This is a genomic window from Lacibacter sp. H375, assembly GCF_037892425.1.
Taxonomy (GTDB): domain Bacteria; phylum Bacteroidota; class Bacteroidia; order Chitinophagales; family Chitinophagaceae; genus Lacibacter.
Genome location: NZ_JBBKTT010000001.1, coordinates 3537541 through 3558828, shown reverse-complemented (window position 1 = coordinate 3558828; position 21288 = coordinate 3537541). Strand labels below are relative to the sequence as shown.

The 21288-nt window shown below is 39.5% G+C and carries 21 protein-coding genes; 5 read left to right on the top strand and 16 right to left on the bottom strand.

The features are described 5' to 3' along the window. Positions 1 to 101: 101 nt before the first annotated feature. The 3 genes from WG954_RS15270 to WG954_RS15260 all read right to left on the bottom strand — a co-directional run bounded on the left by WG954_RS15270 (position 102) and on the right by WG954_RS15260 (position 2331). A complete protein-coding gene (locus WG954_RS15270) occupies positions 102 to 824 on the bottom strand; it encodes a pyridoxine 5'-phosphate synthase (RefSeq protein ID WP_340437550.1) in 723 nt (240 codons plus the stop codon). Positions 825 to 961: 137 nt separating this feature from the next. Further along, positions 962 to 1369: an SET domain-containing protein gene (locus WG954_RS15265; RefSeq protein ID WP_340437549.1), complete on the bottom strand. Its 408-nt coding sequence runs from the start codon at positions 1367 to 1369 to the stop codon at positions 962 to 964. 170 nt (positions 1370 to 1539) lie between these two features. Next, entirely contained in the window at positions 1540 to 2331 is a 792-nt protein-coding gene (locus tag WG954_RS15260; protein WP_340437548.1) for a DUF2452 domain-containing protein, read from the bottom strand. Positions 2332 to 2562: 231 nt separating this feature from the next. Between WG954_RS15260 and WG954_RS15255 the strand changes: the two genes are divergently transcribed. After that, a complete protein-coding gene (locus tag WG954_RS15255) occupies positions 2563 to 4395 on the top strand; it encodes a UbiD family decarboxylase (RefSeq protein WP_340437547.1) in 1833 nt (610 codons plus the stop codon). 133 nt (positions 4396 to 4528) lie between these two features. Here the strand turns inward: WG954_RS15255 and WG954_RS15250 are convergent, their stop codons facing one another. Beyond that, a complete protein-coding gene (locus tag WG954_RS15250; protein ID WP_445298455.1) occupies positions 4529 to 4729 on the bottom strand; it encodes a helix-turn-helix transcriptional regulator in 201 nt (66 codons plus the stop codon). Beyond that, positions 4719 to 5195, bottom strand: coding sequence for a hypothetical protein (locus tag WG954_RS15245; RefSeq protein WP_340437546.1), 477 nt, complete (start codon positions 5193 to 5195; stop codon positions 4719 to 4721). The genes WG954_RS15250 and WG954_RS15245 overlap by 11 nt, the downstream gene beginning before the upstream one ends. Before the next feature lie 365 nt (positions 5196 to 5560). Between WG954_RS15245 and WG954_RS15240 the strand changes: the two genes are divergently transcribed. Continuing rightward, positions 5561 to 6481, top strand: a complete 921-nt coding sequence (locus tag WG954_RS15240) for a hypothetical protein (RefSeq protein ID WP_340437545.1) — start codon at positions 5561 to 5563, stop codon at positions 6479 to 6481. A 58-nt stretch (positions 6482 to 6539) separates the two neighbouring features. On the opposite strand, the gene WG954_RS15235 is transcribed toward WG954_RS15240, so the two are convergent. From WG954_RS15235 to galK, 4 genes are all read right to left on the bottom strand, one after another. Next, complete coding sequence (locus WG954_RS15235) at positions 6540 to 7652, bottom strand: hypothetical protein (RefSeq protein ID WP_340437544.1); 1113 nt, start codon at positions 7650 to 7652, stop codon at positions 6540 to 6542. A 190-nt stretch (positions 7653 to 7842) separates the two neighbouring features. Next, positions 7843 to 9771 carry a glucosamine-6-phosphate deaminase gene (gene nagB / locus WG954_RS15230; protein WP_340437543.1) on the bottom strand — a complete coding sequence of 643 codons (1929 nt, stop codon included), beginning with the start codon at positions 9769 to 9771 and terminating at the stop codon, positions 7843 to 7845. A 183-nt stretch (positions 9772 to 9954) separates the two neighbouring features. Continuing rightward, the gene (locus WG954_RS15225) at positions 9955 to 10998 is read right to left on the bottom strand and encodes a UDP-glucose--hexose-1-phosphate uridylyltransferase (RefSeq protein ID WP_340437542.1); all 1044 of its coding nucleotides are present in this window, start codon (positions 10996 to 10998) and stop codon (positions 9955 to 9957) included. Between the two features lie 2 nt (positions 10999 to 11000). After that, positions 11001 to 12152, bottom strand: a complete 1152-nt coding sequence (gene galK, locus WG954_RS15220; RefSeq protein WP_340437541.1) for a galactokinase — start codon at positions 12150 to 12152, stop codon at positions 11001 to 11003. A gap of 220 nt (positions 12153 to 12372) precedes the next feature. Here galK and WG954_RS15215 point away from each other — a divergent pair, with 220 nt between their 5' ends. Next, the gene (locus WG954_RS15215) at positions 12373 to 13080 is read left to right on the top strand and encodes an NUDIX hydrolase (protein WP_340437540.1); all 708 of its coding nucleotides are present in this window, start codon (positions 12373 to 12375) and stop codon (positions 13078 to 13080) included. A gap of 14 nt (positions 13081 to 13094) precedes the next feature. Here WG954_RS15215 and WG954_RS15210 read toward each other — a convergent pair whose 3' ends face one another. The 3 genes from WG954_RS15210 to WG954_RS15200 form a co-directional block, all read right to left on the bottom strand. Continuing rightward, positions 13095 to 15284 (bottom strand): catalase, encoded by a 2190-nt coding sequence (locus WG954_RS15210; RefSeq protein WP_340437539.1) that lies wholly within the window; start codon positions 15282 to 15284, stop codon positions 13095 to 13097. Between the two features lie 425 nt (positions 15285 to 15709). Next, positions 15710 to 15916 carry a YtxH domain-containing protein gene (locus tag WG954_RS15205; protein ID WP_340437538.1) on the bottom strand — a complete coding sequence of 69 codons (207 nt, stop codon included), beginning with the start codon at positions 15914 to 15916 and terminating at the stop codon, positions 15710 to 15712. Positions 15917 to 15943: 27 nt separating this feature from the next. Continuing rightward, a complete protein-coding gene (locus tag WG954_RS15200; RefSeq protein WP_340437536.1) occupies positions 15944 to 16111 on the bottom strand; it encodes a DUF1328 domain-containing protein in 168 nt (55 codons plus the stop codon). A 462-nt stretch (positions 16112 to 16573) separates the two neighbouring features. Here WG954_RS15200 and WG954_RS15195 point away from each other — a divergent pair, with 462 nt between their 5' ends. Together WG954_RS15195 and WG954_RS15190 are read left to right on the top strand one after the other, a co-directional pair. Beyond that, a complete protein-coding gene (locus WG954_RS15195; RefSeq protein WP_340437535.1) occupies positions 16574 to 17032 on the top strand; it encodes a PA2169 family four-helix-bundle protein in 459 nt (152 codons plus the stop codon). A 49-nt stretch (positions 17033 to 17081) separates the two neighbouring features. Continuing rightward, the gene (locus tag WG954_RS15190) at positions 17082 to 17420 is read left to right on the top strand and encodes a hypothetical protein (RefSeq protein WP_340437534.1); all 339 of its coding nucleotides are present in this window, start codon (positions 17082 to 17084) and stop codon (positions 17418 to 17420) included. A gap of 16 nt (positions 17421 to 17436) precedes the next feature. On the opposite strand, the gene WG954_RS15185 is transcribed toward WG954_RS15190, so the two are convergent. The 4 genes from WG954_RS15185 to ku all read right to left on the bottom strand — a co-directional run bounded on the left by WG954_RS15185 (position 17437) and on the right by ku (position 21269). Next, a complete protein-coding gene (locus WG954_RS15185) occupies positions 17437 to 17772 on the bottom strand; it encodes a hypothetical protein (RefSeq protein ID WP_340437533.1) in 336 nt (111 codons plus the stop codon). A 100-nt stretch (positions 17773 to 17872) separates the two neighbouring features. Then, complete coding sequence (gene ligD, locus WG954_RS15180; RefSeq protein ID WP_340437532.1) at positions 17873 to 19765, bottom strand: DNA ligase D; 1893 nt, start codon at positions 19763 to 19765, stop codon at positions 17873 to 17875. 26 nt (positions 19766 to 19791) lie between these two features. Next, positions 19792 to 20418: a DNA polymerase ligase N-terminal domain-containing protein gene (locus tag WG954_RS15175; protein ID WP_340437530.1), complete on the bottom strand. Its 627-nt coding sequence runs from the start codon at positions 20416 to 20418 to the stop codon at positions 19792 to 19794. Then, complete coding sequence (gene ku / locus WG954_RS15170; protein WP_340437529.1) at positions 20418 to 21269, bottom strand: non-homologous end joining protein Ku; 852 nt, start codon at positions 21267 to 21269, stop codon at positions 20418 to 20420. Before ku ends, WG954_RS15175 begins: the two co-directional genes overlap by 1 nt. Positions 21270 to 21288 lie beyond the last annotated feature (19 nt).

The following is a 21288-nucleotide window of genomic DNA, read 5'->3' as shown; positions in this document are numbered from 1 at the left end:
AAATGAGATTAAATGTTTTTTTGACTGGAAGGCAGTAAGACGGAAAGATGATGAGTACACGTAACTCTTAACTTTTAACGAAAACATTTGAAACTTCAAACTTATTCCACATTCAACTGACGTTTATACAATTGAATGGCATTTTCATATCCTAAATACAATGCATCGCAGATCAATGCATGACCAATACTCACTTCATCGATCCAGGGAATAGTTTGAATGAGGTAATGCAGATTGTGCAGATCAAGATCATGACCGGCGTTAATGCCCAAGCCCATCGAACGGGCACGTGTAGCCGCAACAAGGTATTGCTGCACGGCTTCACGAGGATCAGCCGCATAGCGTTTTGCATAACCTTCGGTATAAAGTTCAATACGATCGGTGCCTGTTTCCATTGCTCCTTCGATCATTCTTATTTCAGGATCAACAAAAATGGACGTACGGATACCGACATTTTTAAACACGGCGATCATATCAATGAGATACTTTTTATTTTGAATAGTATCCCAACCATGATCGCTGGTGAGTTGGCCTAATGTATCCGGCACAAGTGTTACCTGATGCGGCTTTACTTCCAATACCAGGTCAACAAAAGATTGCTCACGGCAATTGCCTTCAATATTAAATTCAGTAGTGATGATCTGTTTGATCTGTCGCACATCATCATAACGGATATGTCGCTCATCGGGGCGGGGATGAACAGTTACACCATCGGCACCAAATCTTTGTGCATCAATGGCAGCTTGCAAAACATTGGGTCTGTTACCACCACGACTGTTGCGGAGTGTGGCAAATTTGTTGATGTTAACGGAGAGCTTGGTCATGCCGTAAAGGTAAGAAGAATACAAAAGGAACAAGGTTCAAGAAACAAGGGACAATGAACAAGATTTCAGCCTGCACATTTTTAGCACAGTTTGTTATTGCATGCTTGTGCCTTGTTTCTTCTTGTGCCTTGTACCTTTTAAATAAATCCCCTGCAATTCTTCGCTCCGCATTTGCAAGGTAATTTTCCATCATGATGTGTTTCACCATAATCGCAGGTAAGCTCCTCTCCTTTTTTGATGGCACGTTTTGAATAGAACTCTACCTGCCTGTATGCACGACGCATATATGTATTAGGATCGCAGGAATGATTGATGTAGGATAATGCATTGCGGTTGATACTTGCATCCAAGGCCACAGGATCGTTATCAAACTCCACCATCAGCAATTCACCTGCATGCTGTTGCTTCACCCTGCGTTGCGCTTCTTTGTAGCTGATAATTTCACCCGCCATGTTGCCGAGTTTCCTTTTTGCAGGAATCGCTTTTTGTGCAAAAGCACCTTTGCCTGCAACGTTGCTTTTCTTTACTTCTATTGGAAAATTCATCACACAAATGTTAAGAACCAAAATCCAAAAAACAAAATCCAATGTTGAAAACCAAATGGTAAAATCAAAAAAACAAAATCCAAATTCCCAATTCTTGTTTCAAACCGCTGTCTGGACAGTCTTACCATGAACAATGAATTTCAACTTTGAACTATCAACTACCGGCTTCCTCAACTCACTTCCATCCACGTATGGTCAGCCAACAACTTTGCTGAAGCAACAAATTGTTTAAACGGCCCCGTACCTCCCCACTCCTTCGGACTCACCATCGACAATAAATAACTATCATCATTTTTCTGGTATAAATGATACACCTGCCCAATCACCGGGCGAAAGTTCAGTTTTGCATCATAGATCATCAACGATAATTCTTTGCGCTTTATAATTTCCTGCGCCTGTCTTGCTAATAATTCAATTTGTTGTTTGATTTGGTCGAGCTGCATATTGGTTTGCTCTTCCATGGCCGTCAATGCCTGGTGACGGATAACACCTTCTTTTGTTGGGCGGATAGCCACACCTCCAATGCTTGATGCATAAGGTAACACACTCATTTGCTTGTGATACACTTCTACATTGGTATATCGTTTATACTCTGGTGTAAAGCCTTTTTGTGTGATGCGTAAAAAACCATTGGGCATTATTTCATGCGTAGCGGTGAACTTTATTTGTCCGTTCGTGATGAGCTCTACAACCAATGTTGATGAGTTGGGAATGTCTGAACGGATCTGTTGTGCCACTTCTGTATTCTCAAATGGATGTGTTGTTGCATCGGGCACAAAATTATAGGAAGTATAAAATGCTTCGTTAAGATGAGTAACCCAGTTGATGCTCATGGAAAGTGCCGTTCCGTTTTTCACCGATTCAATTTTACAGTTGCCGCTCTTGGGTGTTTCGCCAAATTCGTAACTGCATTTTTCCGGGAACAACTGCCACGATGCTAAAAAATTATATGCCTGAACCATACTGCAAAGATGAGTGAAGTTGTTTAAACACTTATACGACGATTTTGTTTAGAGTAGAAGAAGTTACGGGTTATGAGTTAAAGGTTATGGGACTGATAACTTATACCATTCTGCAAGCTTAGCAGAAAACCTGCGGTGAACCACTCATAACCCATAACCCGTAACCTTCATCCTCAACCGGGAACCCCAACTTGTAACTCGAAACAGTTCTCCACCTACCTTTGAAGAATTATGGCATACAGCTCACTAGAAGAATGCTTGATCGATCTTGAAAAGAATGGTCATCTTGTACGCATAAAAGAAGAAGTTGATCCGCACCTTGAAATGGCGGCTATCCATCTGCGTGTGTATGAAGCCAAAGGCCCTGCCCTTTTGTTTGAAAACGTGAAAGGATCGAAATACCGGGCCGCTTCAAATATTTTTGGCACACTCGATCGCAGCAAATTCATTTTCCGTGATACACTGCAATTGGTACAAAAGCTGATTGAACTGAAAGGCGATCCTATGAAAGCTTTGAAGAGCCCCATTCAAAACCTCAGTACAGGGTTAGCAGCACTGAAAGCATTACCCAAAAAACAATCTTCGTTTTCGTTTGATAAAATAAAGGTGAGCGATCTTCCGCTTATTAAACACTGGCCGATGGATGGCGGCGCCTTTGTAACATTACCACAGGTATATACAGAAGATGCAGATAAACCCGGCATCATGAAATCGAACCTCGGCATGTATCGCATTCAACTTAGTGGGAACGATTATGAGTTGAATAAGGAGATCGGTTTGCATTATCAATTGCATCGTGGTATTGGTATTCATCAAACAAAAGCAAATGCGAAAGGACAACCTTTGAAAGTAAGTTGCTTTGTTGGCGGACCACCATCGCATACGTTGAGTGCGGTGATGCCTTTGCCTGAAGGCATCAGTGAAATGACATTCGCCGGTGTATTGGGTAGCAGACGTTTTCGTTATGCATACGATGCATTGGGAAACGCTATCAGTACTGATGCTGATTTCGTCATAACAGGTGAAGTTGATCCATTGCACAATAAACCCGAAGGACCATTTGGTGATCACTTAGGTTATTACAGTTTAACACATCCTTTCCCGGTAATGAAGGTGAACAATGTGTATGCAAAGAAGAATGCTATCTGGGCTTTTACTGTTGTTGGTCGTCCACCACAGGAAGATACCAGCTTTGGCGAACTGATACACGAACTAACGGGCAACGCTATTCCACAGGAAGTACCGGGCTTGAAAGAAGTACATGCGGTTGATGCTGCCGGCGTGCATCCCTTATTACTTGCAATAGGTAGCGAACGTTACACACCTTACACTCCCACCAAACAACCGGCGGAATTATTGACCATCGCCAATCATGTATTGGGCACAGGGCAACTGAGTCTTGCGAAATTTTTATTTATCACAGCCGATGACAGCAATCAACTGCACACACACAATGTGCAGCCTTATTTAGAATATATTTTTGAACGCATTGATCTTACAAGAGATCTCCACTTTCACACCAACACTACCATTGATACATTAGATTATTCAGGTACCGGTTTAAACAGTGGCAGCAAATTAGTTTTAGCAGCATATGGTGATAAGAAAAGAGATTTGTGCAGAGAAGTCCCCGCTGCATTGAAAGAATTACAACAGTTCGAAAATCCGCAACTCTGCATGCCTGGTGTTGTTGCTTTGCAAACAAAGAAGTTTACAACCTACAAAGAAGCGCAACAAGAGTTAGATTTATTAAACCATCAACTAGCAGCCATGAACCATGAACTGAATTCCGTAGCTCAAATCATTGTTTGTGATGAAAGTAATTTTGTTGCTGCCAATCTCCGCAATTACTTGTGGGTTACATATACCAGATGCAATCCCAGTCATGATGTGTATGGCATTGCTTCTTTTGTTGAGTATAAGCATTGGGGCTGCAAAGGACCTGTTGTGTTTGATGCAAGATTGAAGCCACACCATGCGCCACCTGTTGAGAAAGATGCAGCTATAGAAAAACAGATAGATCGTCTGTTTGCGAAAGGTGGAAGTTTGGAAGGGATTGGATAAATGCTTAAATCCACCTGCCTAAAGGCAGGTGGATTTAAGCAAAATTCGATAGCGACGAACTGACTTATTAAATATTTTACTTGGATTGGTAACTTCTTCTGATAAAGCTTCCACCGAAATATTTTCCGGAATTCTAATCCCCTTTCTCAAGGAAAAATATCTCTTCAACAGACTTGGAAAAAACCTTTGCAATTTTTAAGGCCAACACAGTAGAAGGCACGTATTTGTTTGCCTCCATCGCATTAATCGTCTGCCGGCTAACTGATACTTTATTTGCCAGCTCCTCTTGCGTCATGTTTTTGATAGCTCTTTCAACCTTAATATTATTTTTCATCAGACACAGATTTGGAGTTTTTATACAAAATGTAATTAAACCTCACAATGAAAATAATTAACACTGTGAACATATTATACATCATAACATTTAAGAAAGAGAAACCATGCACAAACACAAAACTTAAAAACAATAAAATATAATTTATCCAAACTGCCCAGAGTAAAGAAGACAATCTAACTTTTGCTATAAATTCATCTTCGCTTTTCTCTTTTGAAAAGCCTACCATCATTGCTCCAACGATAAATAAAGCCCCAACAATTGTTGGCGTAATATTAGAATTAACTACTTTAAAAAATTCAGTAGGTTCCATTAGAGGCTCATTAATGATTGCAAATACTTTTGAATTGACACGGAAAGTCTCCATGCTTGTAAAAGTGAGAATAAGACCCAAAATTGCAGCAGGTATCAAAAGACACCAACCAATAAGTTTATACTTATTTGGTAATAAGAATTCGTTTGACATATTTTTTTAGTTTTTACAAATGTAATGCATATTTTACTTTATGACAGGTATTTTTTACATTTTGTAAAATATACTACTCTTTTTTTTATTAGTACTGCACTCAACAACAGGTTTAGCACAATTAGGGAGGGCGTTACAATAATCATTGGCAATGCATATGCAAGCTTTAAATTCTACGGACATAATTCTGCTGAACAATAGTTCACCTTCCGGCGCAGTTCATTGCACTGTTACCATCCGTTACTTTTCTTCATAAACAATTACCGTAGCAACACAAAAGAACAGGTCCGGAAAACTGCGCCGGCATTCTTTTTTTGGTAATTTGAGGTGATCATTTAATATTATTTATTATCTATACCATCAATATGAAACAATTTCTCGCAATTTTATTTTCCATACTTTTCAATGCAACGGCATTTGCCCAAATCAATTACAAAGATTCAACCGTGCAGGCCATCGGTTATTGGGATATAAATGAAAAGCAGAGTTATACCATTACCACCGATAAATTTAAAATAAGAGAAGGCGACACAATTTCTAAATCGCAACTGACCTACGATGTAGATATTACCATCGTTGATTCAACAGCAAATTCATATGTGATCGAATGGAAGTACAATAATTACAGAGTTACCGGCGGCGAACTCATCAGGCAAAAAATTGACGCAGTTTTCCAGGACCTTACTATCCGTTTTAAAACAGATGAAATGGGAAGTTTTGAAGATTTGCTCAACTGGCAGGAAGTAAGGGATCATCTGAAAAAGACTTCTACTCTTTTGCTGCAGGAATTTAAAAACGAACCGAAACTAATGGAGATCATGGCCGAGGTAGGAAAGGTTTATAACAGCAAAGAAAATATTGAGTCAATTGCCATTAACGACATTCAACAGTTTTATATGTTTTATGGTGGAAAATACATCAAGGGCGAAACAACAGAAGCAAACATACAGATACCAAACATATTTGGTGGTAAACCGTTTGATGCCGATGTAGTACTTTATCTTGATGAGATCAATGAAAAAGATGGAAACTATATTTTACGCTATGAACAAACTGTTGATGAAAAACAACTGTTGGCTGCAGTAACAGAATATGTCAGCAAAATTGCAAAAACAGCAGGAAAAACTGCACCCAAAGATCTTGGCATCAAAAACCTTGTGAATGAACTAGAGATAGGTTCACGTATACACGATTATGGTTGGGTTATTTACAGTGTATCAACCAAAAAAGTTACTGCAGAAGGAATAGAAAATGTTGAAGAGCGTGTGATCGAAATAAAAGATTAAAGCAGCTTGATATAATTTTAACGAAAGAGGAACTGCTTACTGCAGTTCCTCTTTCGTTTTATTGCAATTGAACTTTCAGATTAAAAAATGAGGGCTGTAAATAATTCTGTATTTCAGGTTCCTGAAAAAAGCTTGGCCGTAAACTTGCCTTCACTTCGTAAGTGCCCGGATCAAAAAACCCTTCGAGTAAAGTTGTTTTCACATCTACTTTTTCACCAGGTAAAAGTCCACCGGAGGGCATTGTTACAAAAGTGCGCAGGTCTGATCCATATGGCACATGATCGCTATGAGCTATCTGCGTTATTGTTATGGGTCTGTTACCACGATTATACAACTCGCCCACTTTCACAGTTTGGGTAATCCCACTTTGCAAACCAGACATGATTACATAATCGCTTACAAATACGATCGGTTTTTCAACATCTACAATCACACTGTAGGTCATCACCTCTCCACCCCTCTTCACCGCAATATAAAAACCTTTAGGATAAGCGAAATCAATCGACAGGCCCGTGTGCGGATAAACGTTTGTACTGTTCGCCGGAACATCAAAAGCATTTTGTGTGTAAACAACTTGTGTTCCATTGTGCTCGATAACCGGGGTAAGTGCTCCAAAGTGAGTATCTGCCGGCACAATTACATGTATTTTACCAATGGAACCATTTCCATTAATTATCTGAACCGCCGAGATATCTTCTGAAAGCTGGGAGTTCATTGATTTCAAAAAACGAAAATTTGTGATTGCAAGTATTCCGGCAACAGGTTCTTCCTGCACAGTTACACGATAGTTTATTTTTTTCTGCGGATCGCTTGCAGAAGTAATCGTGTACAACTGTTCTTTGTAAAGAAAATCTGTCTTTACCCCCAACTGTGGGGCAATGCTGTATCCTTGTTTTTGGAAATTGGAAACAAGTGGAGTTAATTGCAATCCTGTGTTACCTTTTGGTATTCGGATGGTAATCTGCCCCGGCACTGTTTCAATCCCATTCACAACTGTTGGATGTTCGATGTGGATCGAAGAATAATTCACCTCCGAAAATCGAAAGTCGTTGATCTTAACGGTTGATATATCAACAGGGCTTTGTGGCTGAGGTTTTGTATTTTTTTTACAACCGGAAAAAATGAATAATTGCAGAAGTAATGCTGCCATTGCGATAGATGAAAAACGCATAGATAATAAGGTTTTGATTTGGTCCGCAAAACTATTTTCTATGTGTTGACATATTTATGTATTCTCTCCCTCAAGTTGTTTTACCCGCATGAACGGAAAATAAAACTGACAAACGGAAATTAAAATAGTCCAGTAAAAAAACAGCTGATCAAAACATTGATCAGCTGAAGTAATATAATTCAATTGCCTGTTAATAATGCCATCGCACAAATGCTTCCATAGCTGCATACTGTGTTAAACCAAGCTTTCCATACAGATCAGCAGTAGCTGCATTACGTTCTTCAGCACGTTGCCAGAACTCACGGCTATCGCTACCCTGAAACGGTACCATATCTTTTTGCGATTGATGAATAAAAATACCAAAGCGTTTCTTCATCACCTGTTCAGGACTCATTGGTATTGCCATTTCAATCTCTTCAATATTCCACTCCTGCCATGCACCTTTGTATAACCACAACCAGCAATCTTTGATCCAGTCATCACCATCTGCTTTAATTCGTCTCAGCGATTCAAGTACCACGTTGAAACAAACAAGATGAGTACCATGCGGATCAGCAAAGTCGCCGGCGCAATACACCTGTTGTGGTTTTATTTTACGGAAGAGTTCCATTGTGAGTCGTACATCTTCTTCGCCCATCGGATTTTTCTCTACCGTTCCTGTTTCATAGAAAGGCAGATTTTGAAAATGCCATTGTCCTTCTTTCAAACCAACATAACGACAGGTTGCTGCTGCTTCGCAACGACGTATCAATCCTTTTATCTCACGTATCGCTTTTGTATCAACTTCATTCGATTTTTTCTTTTCAAGATAGCCTCTTGCTTCGCTTAATATCTTCTTGGATTTATCGGCATCAATACCAAACATCTGTTCAAACCCAACTGCAAAATCGAGAAAGCGTGTAACGAACTCATCGGTTACAGCAATGTTTCCGCTTGTTTGATAAGCCACATGCACTTCATGTCCCTGGTCGTGTAAACGCTGAAAGGTTCCACCCATTGATATAATATCGTCATCTGGATGTGGTGAGAACAAGATCACTTTCTTTGGATAAGGAGTACTGCGTTCAGGATGATTCGGGATCACTGCATTGGGTTTACCGCCCGGCCAACCTGTAATACTATCACGCAATAAATAATAGACCTGCAGGTTAATTTCATAGGCATCACCTTTCTCTACCAGCAGATCACTTAAGCCGTATTCGTTATAATCTGTATTGGTTAAACTCAAGACTGGTTTGTTGAGTTTAAGTGCCATGTTCACCACGGCACGTTTGATCATTTTGTCTGTCCACTCACATTCACCGGTAAGCCATGGACTTTTATAACGTGTAAGCTCAGCCGCAGCCATCTCGTCAATTACAAATGTTACATCATCATGATTCTGCAACAATGAAGCAGGCACATGTTCTGTATCATCGCCTTCAACAGACTGTTGAATAACCGGGGCTTTTGTTGGGCCCCATGCCATGAGTATAATTTTCTTTGCTTTCAGAATTGTACCAATACCCATCGTTATTGCCAAACGTGGCACTTCACTGATATTGGCAAACTCGTAGCTGTTTGCTAATCGTGTAGAGTTGGTGAGTGTAGTTAACCTGGTTTTTGTGTAAACACTTGAGCCGGGTTCGTTAAAACCAATGTGGCCGTTTACACCAATACCTAAAACCTGCAGATCAACACCACCGGCATCTGCAATTTTTTGTTCATAAGCAGAACAATGTTGTTTGATGTTCTCTTTTTCAGTTGTACCATCAGGAATATGACAGTTGTTCTGATCAATATCAACCTTATCAAACAACTGTTGTTTCATAAATCGATGATAGCTCTGGATAGCATCAGGTTCTATGGGATAATATTCATCGAGGTTAAACGCAATTACATTCTTAAAGCTGAGTCCTTCTTCTTTATGCATCCGCACCAGTTCCGCATATAATGACTTTGGAGTTGAACCGGTGGCAAGACCAAGCACACATTTTTCATTCTTCGATTGCTTTTCACGAATTAATTCAGCGATCTGTGTTGCAGCATAGGCCGATCCTTCCTTTGCATCAGTAAAAATCTTGGTGGGAATTTTCTCAAAACTGTCTAGAAGATCCATGGAAGCAGTCTTTCTGGCCATACTTTCTAAATTTATTAAATAAGAGCCCAAATATATCCAATCCGTTTTGAAATGAGTTGGGAAAACGATTGCATAAATTGAAACTAAACCCCAAAAAAGCTGGAATCAAAACATAATTGCATAAAAAAAACAACTGTTTGCTTACCCGCAAACAATTGTTTTTCTATGTTGAATAAATGTATTTTATCGAAGCGAGTAATGAGAGGCAGGTAACTGCTGCAATGTTGCGGCAGCAGCTTCAGGAGTTATATCCCGTTGCGGATTCGCCAGCATTTCATAGCCAACCATGAATTTTTTTACGGTTGCACTTCGTAATAATGGCGGATAAAAATGCATGTGCCAATGCCACTCAGCATGATCTTCTCCATCGTTTACAGGAGCCTGATGCATACCTCCGCTATAGGGGAAAGAGATGTTGAACAGGTTATCATACTTGGTCGTAAGCAGTTTTAGAATAGAAGCAAATGCTTTTTCTTCTTCAGGCGTGAATTGTAAAATGGTTTGCACATGCCGTTTGCTTATGATCATTGTTTCATACGGCCACACTGCCCAATATGGAACCAGCGCTACAAAATGTTCGTTCTCTACAACAATGCGCTCTTTTTTTTGCAACTCAAGATCGAGATAAGCACTCAACAAACTTCTTCCGTGTTGTGCATAATACTTTTTTTGTTGCGTGGTTTCTTTCGTTAATTCCAATGGTAAGGAAGAAGAAGCCCATATCTGTCCATGCGGATGTGGATTACTGCAACCCATGATCTCACCTTTGTTCTCAAATATCTGGATATACCTGACATGCTTATATTCCGAAAGTTCTTTGAACTCCTGTTTCCATAAATGGATCACTTTTACAATTGCATCTTCCTGCATAACAGGAAGGGTAAGACTATGATCAGGCGAAAAACATATGACCTTACAAATACCGGTTTCACTTTTACTGATGAGCAGACCTTGGTCGCTTTCTCCTCCGTCCGGTGTTTCAGGTAATAATGCAGAAAAATCATTGGTAAAAACATATGCATCTGCATAAGAAGGATTCATACTTCCATCTGAACGTTTATTACCCGGACAGAGATAACAGTTGGGATCGTAAGCAGGTCTGTTATCTGCGGGCACTGTTTCAACTTTACCTTGCCACGGACGTTTCATACGATGTGGTGAAACAAGTATCCAATCGCCTGTAAGAATATTTAAACGTGTGTGCGAATGTTCTTTACTGTCAAACATGGTTATATAATTTCTGTTCCATTTTCAATGGAAGCGATGTAATAATCGAGTTGTAAACCCATTTCAGATTCGTAGGCCGGTTTAATTGCCTTGATCAATTCTTCAATAGCCGATTCTTTTACCAGGTTAATTGTGCAACCACCAAAACCACCGCCCATCATACGTGCACCAATCACTTCGGAACGATCACGAACAAAATCAACCAGGAAGTCGAGCTCTTTACAACTCACTTCATACATTTTGCTGAGACCATCATGTGTTGCAAACATTTTTTTACCGAGTGCCGCAATATCTCCTTGTTGAAGATCAGCACAACCGGTAAGCAATCGATCGATCTCTTCCACAACAAAACGGCTGCGGTCATCGATCGTTTTATCTTTTGGCAACACATGCTCGTTTAACATTGCAATGGTTGCATGCCTGAGCGATGTTGCTTGAGGATGATGCACTTTAATCCAATCAACAGCCTGATTACATTCATTACGTCTTGTGTTATATTCAGATGAAGCAAGAGAATGTTTTACGTTCGTATTCAGCAATAATATCTTTATTCCATCAAGCTTAAAAGGAACATATTCGTAAGCAAGTGAACGGCAATCAAGTTTGATCACATGATCTTTCTTCCCCATCATTGAAGCAAACTGATCCATGATGCCACACATTACACCCGCATATTCATGCTCAGCTTTTTGCGCCATCTCCACCATTGCAACACGATCAATATTTGTTTGCAATAATTCGTTCAATGCATATACCGTTGCACATTCAACTGCTGCAGATGAAGATAAACCAGCGCCAATGGGTACGTCACTGGAAAGTATCGCATTGAATCCCGGTAACTTAAGTCCACGCTTTATGAATTGTGCTGCTGAACCAAGAATATAATTAGGCCAGCTAATATCGCCAACAGGCTTTAACTCAGCAACAGTTGTAGAAAATGTTTCATTCAGATCTAAAGCAGTTAAATGAATTTCATCATCATTGCGAAGAGATAAAGCAACATAAGCAGCTTTATCAATTGCCGCAGGCAATACAAAGCCTTCGTTATAATCGGTGTGCTCACCGATTATATTTACACGACCGGGAGATCGAACAATAACAGCAGGTTCGCTTTCGTAACGCTGCAAAAATTCAGCTTTTAAATTTTCTTTCATATAGCATTCAGTTTCGTTCAGAATTATTTGTTTGATGCAAAAGCAAAGCAAAACGCAAACGAAATAACCTGTTGTTATTAATAAAGATTAAAAAAGGGCGGAGAGTGGAAACTACCCGCCGACTATTGATTATGACCCTTTAGGGTGTAACAAAGTAAAATAAAATTTTTTAACTGTCAAAATTACAGTTATTTTTATCTTACTAATAACTGTTAATACTATGAGCCGTTATCCTGACCAAGCCAGGGTTTTCTTAGCTGTCGATTGTATCGTTTTTGGTTTTGATGGAAAGCAATTAAAGATTCTCCTCGTTCAACGGGCATTGGAACCCGAAATGGGCAGTTGGAGTTTAATGGGAGGTTTTGTATTCGCTAACGAAAACGTTGAACAGGCAGCAGCACGTGTACTGCACACCCGTACGGGTTTATCAAATGTTTACCTGGAAGAATTATCAACCTTCAGTGAGCCAGGCCGTGACCCGGTTGAACGTACGGTTTCAGTCGCCTTCTTTGCATTGATCGACATCAACAAGTATAAAAAACAAATTACCGACGATTTCCATGCCGAATGGTTTGATATCAATAAACATCCAAAACTCATTTTCGACCATAAACAAATGGTGGAGAAAGCAAAAGCCCGGTTACGTTATAAATCTGCCTTCCACCCCATCCTCTTTGAATTACTGCCAGCAAAATTTACTTTACCTCAATTGAAAAGCCTTTATGAAGAAGTGTATGACATTGAAATGGACAACCGCAACTTCAGCAGGAAAATCTTATCGATGAACCTGCTGGAAAAGCTCAATGAAAAAGATAAAGACAATTCAAAAAGAGGTGCCTGGTATTATAAAATGAACAGGAAGAACTACAAAGCAAATTTTCATGCTGTTGCAACCATTATTCCCAATCCGGATATTTATTATTCGTAAGTATTTCAGATTTTTTATGCGGGAACCTTTTTTGGCTTTTCTCTATCCCAAAAACGATGTTTGGCAACAGCAGAGATGAATCTTGATGAAAGTTCTTTAATGTTATCATGAATTACTATTCCTTCGGTCAATGCAGTTTCCTTGCTATTATCGTCCGGCAATTTCTTATGAAAATAGGTTGCTTCAAATAGCTGCAGTGCGGATGTGTCAGCAGCTATTGCTTTGCAATGCTTATAAGCTTCATTTAAAAAATGAATAGCATCGGGTTCTGCGGCCAAAGTAGCAGTGCTTATTCCGCCCGGTATATATACTGCATCATAAAATACTGATGCAGTTGTAAACAGACTTTGTTTCACTGGTATTTCAGTGCCTTTGTCGCCTGTCAGCATTCCCAATTTCGGTGCAATGATTTCCGTTGTAGCTCCTTCTGCCTGCAACGCTTTCTGCATCGCACTTAACGATTTTTCATCTACACCATCAGCAGCAAGTATGGCTATCATTCTTGTGCGTATATTATCTTTTACGGTATTCGCCATGCTTAACGCCTCCGACTTTTGTAAACTGCTTTTAACCTTCACTGGCTGTAACTTTGCAACATCGCCATCTGCAGGAATACTATGATTCATGGGATACTCAGGTGTTTTTGGAACATGCAAGCCAAGATTGTAAGCAACCTGCGATGCCAGGCTTTTTTCTACCTGTGATAATATGCCCAGCATACGCACACGAATGGCTTCCGTTTCACATTTACCCAATTCAAATGAGAGTGCATTAACAATATGATCTTTCTCAACATCTGACTGGCTGTTAAAGAATAATTTTGCCTGACTGAAATGATCAAGAAAACTCGGACTTCTTTCCCTCACTTTTTGCGCATCAATTTTTTCCGCATGCGAAGTAAATCCACCTTCAGCCATCGTCGCCTGAAAGGGACAACCACCACCTAACGAATTAGGATGATAACTTGTTTTTCCTTTATTGATTTGTTGACGCATAAAACCATCACGTTGATTGTTATGAACCGTTACCACAGGTCTGTTGATAGGTATTTCATGAAAGTTAGGTCCACCTAAACGAATGAGCTGCGTATCAGTGTAAGAAAATAAACGGCCTTGTAAAAGTGGATCGTTGGTGAAATCTATACCGGGAACAATGTTGCCTACATGGAATGCAGCCTGTTCTGTTTCTGCGAAAAAATTATCCGGATTTCTATTGAGTGTCATTTTCCCAATTCTCTGCACCGGCACCAGTTCTTCAGGTATAAGCTTGGTAGGATCTAACAAATCAAACTCAAACTTATGCTCGTCCGCTTCTGGCACAACCTGTATGCCTAATTCCCATTCGGGAAAAGCACCGCTCTCAATAGCCCGCCAAAGATCTCTGCGATGAAAGTCCGGATCTTTTCCTGAAATTTTTTGTGCTTCATCCCATGTTACTGCATGAACACCTAATATCGGTTTCCAGTGAAATTTTACAAAATTGGATTCTCCTGCTTTATTAATAAAGCGGAATGTATGTACACCAAACCCTTCCATCATCCGATAACTTCTTGGAATAGCTCTGTCACTCATGGCCCACATGATCATATGAGTTGATTCAGGCATGAGTGAAATAAAATCCCAAAAAGTATCATGTGCTGCAGCAGCCTGTGGCATTTCGTTATGCGGTTCGGGTTTTACTGCATGTACCAGATCAGGAAACTTCATTGCATCCTGTATAAAAAAAACCGGCATGTTATTACCCACCAAATCAAAATTCCCTTCCTGTGTATAAAATTTTACAGCAAACCCTCTCGCATCCCTTGCAAGATCAGTTGAACCCCTTGAACCTACCACAGTGGAGAAACGAACAAATACTGGCGTTTCAACAGATGGATCATTTAAAAAACCGGCTTTGGTTAACCTATTCATCGATTTGTAAACTTTGAACACACCATGTGCACCTGAGCCACGTGCATGTACCACACGTTCAGGTATGCGTTCATGATCAAAGTGTGTGATCTTTTCACGGAGTATAAAATCTTCCAGCAAAGAAGAACCTCTATTTCCGGCTTTCAGCGAATTCTGATCGTCATTTATTTTTACTCCCTGGTCGGTGGTCATCGTTTCATTTATACTTTCCTCTGTATGCGGCGCCAAATTCACTGCTTTACTATTCTCTTCATTTTTTTTGAAAACAACTGGTTTTGATTTTTTTGTTGCCATGTGTTGATGTTTTTATAGATTAATATTTTATGTAGCTATTAACGCAAATAATCAGCAAGGTGAATATCTCAAGTACTGTTACCAGTAAACAGATTTAAATGCTTTCGCTTTATAAAAGCAACAGTAATGTAGTGGGTACTTTAGTGATGAGAAGGATTGTTTTCATAATCATATTAAAGCATGAGGAATTCTTCTCACCCAAATAATAAATCAAGCGGGTTATAAGAAAGTGTGACAGCAGCAAGCAAACCGGGTAAAGAACGCTGCGACTGTCACACTGAGAGAACAACCAGAAATAAAAGAGATCAAGCGAAAGCACGACTCTTTTTATAACTATACAGACTAGTCGAAAAACAGGCTTGCTTAATAAAGTGTTTCCTGTTTCCGCACAGTTCGTTTCATGATCAGCTTAAAAGAGAGGGTTGTTAAACAGTAGCTTCTTTTAAATTTGCTTCTGACTCTTCTTTTGATTTAACCAGCAATTCCTTCCCTTTGTCAAGCAAGTCGCCTGCTGCTTTTTTCAACTGTTGCCCAATCTCTGAGCCCTTTTCAGTATGCAGCAGATAATTGATGATTAAACCAGCTGCCAATGCACCGGCTACGCTGATAATGATCTTTGATCCTTTTGTCATATCCCTTTTTTTAGTGATTAAAGATTATTAAACCCTTCCTTTAGTTCTGCCGAAAATGAGAGAAATGAGGAAGATTACAATAAAGATGTAGAATACGATCTTCGCTGCCGCAGCTGCTCCTGAAGCTATTCCTGTAAATCCTAAAACAGCTGCCACTATTGCGATGATCAAAAATATCACTGTCCATCGTAACATAATATTTGATTTAAGTAGTGAGAAAATTGCTATCATACTGACTGTGTGCAAAACCATGCCACTTTAAAATCTGTGCTTGCTAATCTTTTTTCTTCAACAACTTATTTATTGAAACACATGATACTTTGCGTGTAGGGCTAGATTGTATTTTTTATTAACTGTTAGCCATATACTTTTTTATCCTTAGTGAATCATTCACTACTATTCTTTCGATAAACGTTCTGCCTCATTTGTGGTCATAGCTTTTCCCTAATGCTCAATATTGCCCATGAAAGTTAAAATGAAAGATAAAGAACGTTTGAAGCTGGTATGGTTTTTTCAAATTTTATTTAAGTATAAAACAAAGTATAGACGATTAGACGGAATAAACCTTATTACATCATTACTAAACTGTAGCTGGGGAAATAAATGTGGAATCAGTTCCACATAATTACAATTTGTAAACAATAAAAATTAATCAAGATGGAACAAACAGAAACAATGAAACAAAATCGTGAAGCTCTTGCTGATCTGGTAGAGATCAACAACGACCGTATTGAGGGTTACCATAAAGCCGAAGATTTTCTTGAAGAAGATAAAGATGAAGATCTCCGCAACCTGTTCAAAGATATGGCTGCACAAAGCCAGCAATTCAAAAATGAATTGCAGCAATATCTGGATGAACCGGAAGAAGGAACGACGGGAAGAGGTAAGATCTATCGTGCCTGGATGGGTGTAAAAGCAACATTCAGCACCAACGACAGAAAAGCTGCTTTGGAATCCTGTGAGTTTGGAGAAGATGCTGCTTTAAGAGCTTACAGCACAGCGTTGCAGGATCATGAACTCAGTGCCGATGTTCGAGCGGTACTTGAAAAACAAATGCGTTCACTTACTGATTCGCATGATAAGATCAGAGCATTGCGTGATGTTGAGCGTCGCTGATTATTTACGGGAGGTGCAGCACCGCTGCACCTCTTTTTAAAATAAGGTTATGAAAGGTCAACCCAATCCAACAGAAATCCCTGTTCTTCTAAACTGTATCAGAAAAGCAGAAGCCGACGGTTACGTCTCACACTTTGAGGTAACAAAATCAGGACTATACGTAAAAAATAATTTCTATTATTATAAGCCGGAAGAAGTTGTGATCAATAGTTATTACCAATTTGAATTAACTGATGATCCTTCTGAAAATACCATTATGTATTTGGTGGAAACGAAAGACGGGAGGAAGGGAATACTTATCAACGCATATGAAGATTTTGCTGATCCCATTCTCACTTCATTTGTTGAGCAAGTGGAAAAAAACTCGAATAAATCAAAATACCTGTAGCACTACCTTGGTTTATTTATTTTGCTTTCTGCTTTCCCAGCTGAATGACGCCTACATCAGTTACCCTGCCTTCATTCACCATAATGGCTTTGAATTTTATACCCTTGGCAGGTGGCACAGGTTCTATCAGAATATCATATTTACCGGGCTTGAGTTTAACAATAATAAACTTTCCCCCAACAACGTTTGCTTTTACAGTGTCTCTTAACCTTATTGCACAGGCACGCAAAGCACTATCAGCAGGAACAACAGTTCCACGGATGCTCCCACCGGTCGGGCTTACAAATAAAAATGCTGAAAGAAGAAATAAAAAAAACAGTAGCGACACCACATCAAACCGTGCATCTTTCATGATCACATATTTTTTCGATAAGTAATGAAGTAGAAAAAACAAGCTTCATGCCATCCCGTTAAAGACACGCTGTTGGTTAATCCAACGAAATGATCATTTATTATATATCCAATTGCTTTAAACAATTTACCAGGTTCACGCCGGCACCTAACACCGGCGCAAAAAGATCTCCTTTCTTCTTTATCCTGGTAACGATATTGCCAATATGAAAATCCAAAGGATCTAAACCAGGTTTCACTTCTTTCCAGCTGAGTGGTGTTGATACCGATGCACCAGCAACCGGTCTTAATGAATATGCACAAGCAAGGGTTTGTCCTCTCCTGTTTTGCAGATAATCAACATATATCTTTTTGTCGCTGCGTTTTGCAAGACTTCTTTCCAACGTAGTAATTTGCGGCAACTGCTCTACAACCAGCGAAGCAATGAGATGCGCAAAATTCCGCACAGTTTCATCTTCATATTTATTACCCATTGGCACATACACATGCAATCCGCTGGCGCCAGAGGTTTTGCAAAAAGAAACAGCACCCGCTTTATCGAGTATGGCTTTTGTTACAAGTGCAGTTTCAATAACATCTTCAAACTTGTTCTTTTTTGATGGATCAATATCAATCACCAGGTAAGATGGTTTATCGAGTTTAGTTGTAAGTGAATTCCATGGATTGAATTCAATGCAACCAAAGTTTGCCAAAAAAAGCAGGGTGGCTTTATTATTACAAACAAGGTAATGGATGATCTTGTTTGTTGATGCAGATTTGATGTTTGCTTTTTTTATCCATGATGGAACATCGCCACCGGCATCTTTATGATAAAAACCTGCATCCTGAATACCATTTGGATTTCGTTTGAGAGATAATGGTCTGTTTTTGAGATAAGGTAAAATGTAATCTGCAATGCTGTCGTAATAATCAATGAGATCAGCTTTTGTATAATTTTCGGATGGCCAGAAAACTTTATTGAGATTTGTAAAAGCAAGTTTCTTTCCTGCCACTGAGATTTCTTTCGATTCAACAGGCTGCTCTGTTTCCTTTAATGGCTTTTGTTTCATTTTCGCAGCTGTAGCCTTTACTTTTTTTTCTTTGTTCATAGTAATCGTTTTTGCATCCTGATCAGGACGAAGACGAAGAAACACCGGGTGCCGCATCATTCCATCTTCTGTTATAGCTGTATACTTGAGCTCTGCTACCAGTTTTGGTTTTACCCAAATCACCGCTGCATTTACTTTAACCGTTTGTGAAAATGGCGAACGGGCACTCTTCAGCGGTTGCAGTAATGACCAGAGGTCTTTCAATGTGCGTTCATTAAAACCGGTGCCAGTATGACCAATGTATTGCAGCTGATTATTTTTATACTGTCCCAATATCAATGCACCGAAATGTTTTCTGCTGCCACGCCCGGCAGTATAGCCGCAAATGATCGCTTCATGTGTGTGTACATTTTTTATTTTCAACCAGTCTGTTGTTCTATAACCCTGTATGTAAACACTCTCCTTTCGTTTTGCAATAACTCCCTCCATCCCTTCCGTCACTACTTTTTTGTAAAAAGCTTTGCCCTGCTCTTCAATATGATCACAATAACGTATCAACGGATTTGCGCCTATAATTTTCTTCAGCATTTTTTTTCTTTCCAGCAACGGCAAATCCTGCATTTTCTTTCCATCAACACTTAACAAATCAAAAACATAATACTGCAGAAACAGGTGGGTGTTTTCCTGGTAATGTTGCAGCTTCTGAAAATCGGGTTTCCCATGTTCATCAGTTAATACAATTTCTCCATCGAGTACAACCTGTTGTTTTATTTTTTTTAAACCGGCAACGATCAGTGGAAATTTTTCAAGAAAGGATAACCCATTTCGGGAATACAATAAAATTCCGTCTTTACGCAACTCTGCAATTGCACGGTATCCATCAAGTTTCAATTCAAAGATCCACGCTTTATCATCAAATATATTTTCATTTGGAGTAGCCAGCATAGGATGGATGTAGTCACTCATCTTTTTACTGTTTCTAACTAAATCAATCAGGTCGTTCGGGTTCTTTTCCGGGCGGGCTTTTTTTTTACCTGTTTCTTAGCTGTTGTTTTTATAGTTGCCAATTCTTCTTTTCGCTTATTCTTGCTGAATTCTTCAGCATTGTATTGTTCAGTTACAGCATACTTATCCTTGTGTTTGATCAACAGCCAGCTTTTACCGTCATCCTTTTTCATATTCACCAATGCAAATTCACCTTTTAGTTTTCTTCCTTTCAACTCAACTTTCAAACTACCCTTTTTATACATTGCGTAAGCCAGCTTTTCAGAGATCGGTTCACCATCTTCATTCAGCGGAATATAACGGCCATGATCCCACACTTCTACTGTACCTGCACCATAATTTCCTTTCGGTATTGTCCCTTCAAAATTAATATAACTCACCGGGTGATCTTCTACATGCATGGCAAGGCGTCTGTCTGCGCCATTCAACGAAGGCCCTTTGGGAACAGCCCAACTCAATAGCACTCCATGCATTTCTAACCTGAAATCATAATGAATATTCGTTGCATGGTGTCGCTGAACAACAAATCGTAGTTCATCTTCTTTCGCCAGTTTACCTCGTGGTTCAGAAGTGCTTTTGAAATTTCTTTTCTTATTGTAAGTGGCCAACGACATCAGGAAGCTTTTTTATCAGCTGTTTTAAGGCTGGCTTTTAATTGCGCCACCAGGTCGGTAGCACGTGAATGAACAATTTTCATTTGCGGCACAGCTTTCATGGTGCCTTTTGCTTTCGCCCTTATTACTTTAAGCAACTTGGCCGTATAAGTGTCTTTATATTTTGTGAGATCAAAACTATCTGTTAACTGATCGATCAACTGTACGGCCATTTTCATTTCAGCAGGTTTGGTTGTTGCAGCAGGCAGTGTTAAGTCCGATGTGCTGCGGATTTCTTCTGCAAAACGTATCCTGTTTACAACAATCACTTTACCTTCCGCTTTAATTAAACACAGGCTTTCTTTGCTGCGCAATACAAAACTTCCCAAGCCTGCTTTCCCTGTTTTACGCAATGCATCCCGCAACAATGCATAAGCTTTACTGCCATTTTTTTCAGGCTCCGCATAATATGGCATTTCGTAATAAATACTATCCACCTCTTTTTCTTGGATGAACTCACTTATTTCAATGATCCTGCTTTTTTCAGGAGCTGCACGTGCAAAATCATCCTCATCTAACACCACGTATTTATCATTGAGATTATACGCTTTTATGATCTGAGGCCACGGCACCTCTTTGCCCGTTTTTTCATTTACCCGTTTAAAGCGGATATTCGACATATCTTTTTTATCCAGCATATCCAGTTCCAGTTCGCTTTGTTTTACTGCACTGAATAATTTAATGGGAATATTTACCAACCCGAAGCCGATGGCTCCCGTCCAGATTGCCCGCATAATAAATGTTTTAAAAGAGTTAGAAAATACTATGCCATGCTCACCTACTTCTGCTGATGAAGGAATTCTCTCCGGCATCCATATTTTTTCACAAAGG

Excerpts from the sequence above, each read along its gene's own strand:
- WG954_RS15195 (WP_340437535.1), top strand. The coding sequence starts at position 16,574 with ATGGAACAAACAGAAACAATGAAACAAAATCGTGAAGCTCTTGCTGAT.
- WG954_RS15210 (WP_340437539.1), bottom strand. The coding sequence starts at position 15,284 with ATGGCAACAAAAAAATCAAAACCAGTTGTTTTCAAAAAAAATGAAGAG.
- WG954_RS15270 (WP_340437550.1), bottom strand. The coding sequence starts at position 824 with ATGACCAAGCTCTCCGTTAACATCAACAAATTTGCCACACTCCGCAAC.
- WG954_RS15175 (WP_340437530.1), bottom strand. The coding sequence starts at position 20,418 with ATGTCGTTGGCCACTTACAATAAGAAAAGAAATTTCAAAAGCACTTCT.
- WG954_RS15265 (WP_340437549.1), bottom strand. The coding sequence starts at position 1,369 with ATGAATTTTCCAATAGAAGTAAAGAAAAGCAACGTTGCAGGCAAAGGT.
- ku (WP_340437529.1), bottom strand. The coding sequence starts at position 21,269 with ATGCCGGAGAGAATTCCTTCATCAGCAGAAGTAGGTGAGCATGGCATA.
- WG954_RS15240 (WP_340437545.1), top strand. The coding sequence starts at position 5,561 with ATGAAACAATTTCTCGCAATTTTATTTTCCATACTTTTCAATGCAACG.
- nagB (WP_340437543.1), bottom strand. The coding sequence starts at position 9,771 with ATGGCCAGAAAGACTGCTTCCATGGATCTTCTAGACAGTTTTGAGAAA.
- WG954_RS15205 (WP_340437538.1), bottom strand. The coding sequence starts at position 15,916 with ATGACAAAAGGATCAAAGATCATTATCAGCGTAGCCGGTGCATTGGCA.
- WG954_RS15235 (WP_340437544.1), bottom strand. The coding sequence starts at position 7,652 with ATGCGTTTTTCATCTATCGCAATGGCAGCATTACTTCTGCAATTATTC.
- ligD (WP_340437532.1), bottom strand. The coding sequence starts at position 19,765 with ATGAGTGACTACATCCATCCTATGCTGGCTACTCCAAATGAAAATATA.
- WG954_RS15255 (WP_340437547.1), top strand. The coding sequence starts at position 2,563 with ATGGCATACAGCTCACTAGAAGAATGCTTGATCGATCTTGAAAAGAAT.
- WG954_RS15250 (WP_445298455.1), bottom strand. The coding sequence starts at position 4,729 with ATGAAAAATAATATTAAGGTTGAAAGAGCTATCAAAAACATGACGCAA.
- WG954_RS15215 (WP_340437540.1), top strand. The coding sequence starts at position 12,373 with ATGAGCCGTTATCCTGACCAAGCCAGGGTTTTCTTAGCTGTCGATTGT.
- WG954_RS15225 (WP_340437542.1), bottom strand. The coding sequence starts at position 10,998 with ATGTTTGACAGTAAAGAACATTCGCACACACGTTTAAATATTCTTACA.
- WG954_RS15190 (WP_340437534.1), top strand. The coding sequence starts at position 17,082 with ATGAAAGGTCAACCCAATCCAACAGAAATCCCTGTTCTTCTAAACTGT.
- WG954_RS15200 (WP_340437536.1), bottom strand. The coding sequence starts at position 16,111 with ATGTTACGATGGACAGTGATATTTTTGATCATCGCAATAGTGGCAGCT.
- WG954_RS15260 (WP_340437548.1), bottom strand. The coding sequence starts at position 2,331 with ATGGTTCAGGCATATAATTTTTTAGCATCGTGGCAGTTGTTCCCGGAA.
- galK (WP_340437541.1), bottom strand. The coding sequence starts at position 12,152 with ATGAAAGAAAATTTAAAAGCTGAATTTTTGCAGCGTTACGAAAGCGAA.
- WG954_RS15245 (WP_340437546.1), bottom strand. The coding sequence starts at position 5,195 with ATGTCAAACGAATTCTTATTACCAAATAAGTATAAACTTATTGGTTGG.
- WG954_RS15185 (WP_340437533.1), bottom strand. The coding sequence starts at position 17,772 with ATGAAAGATGCACGGTTTGATGTGGTGTCGCTACTGTTTTTTTTATTT.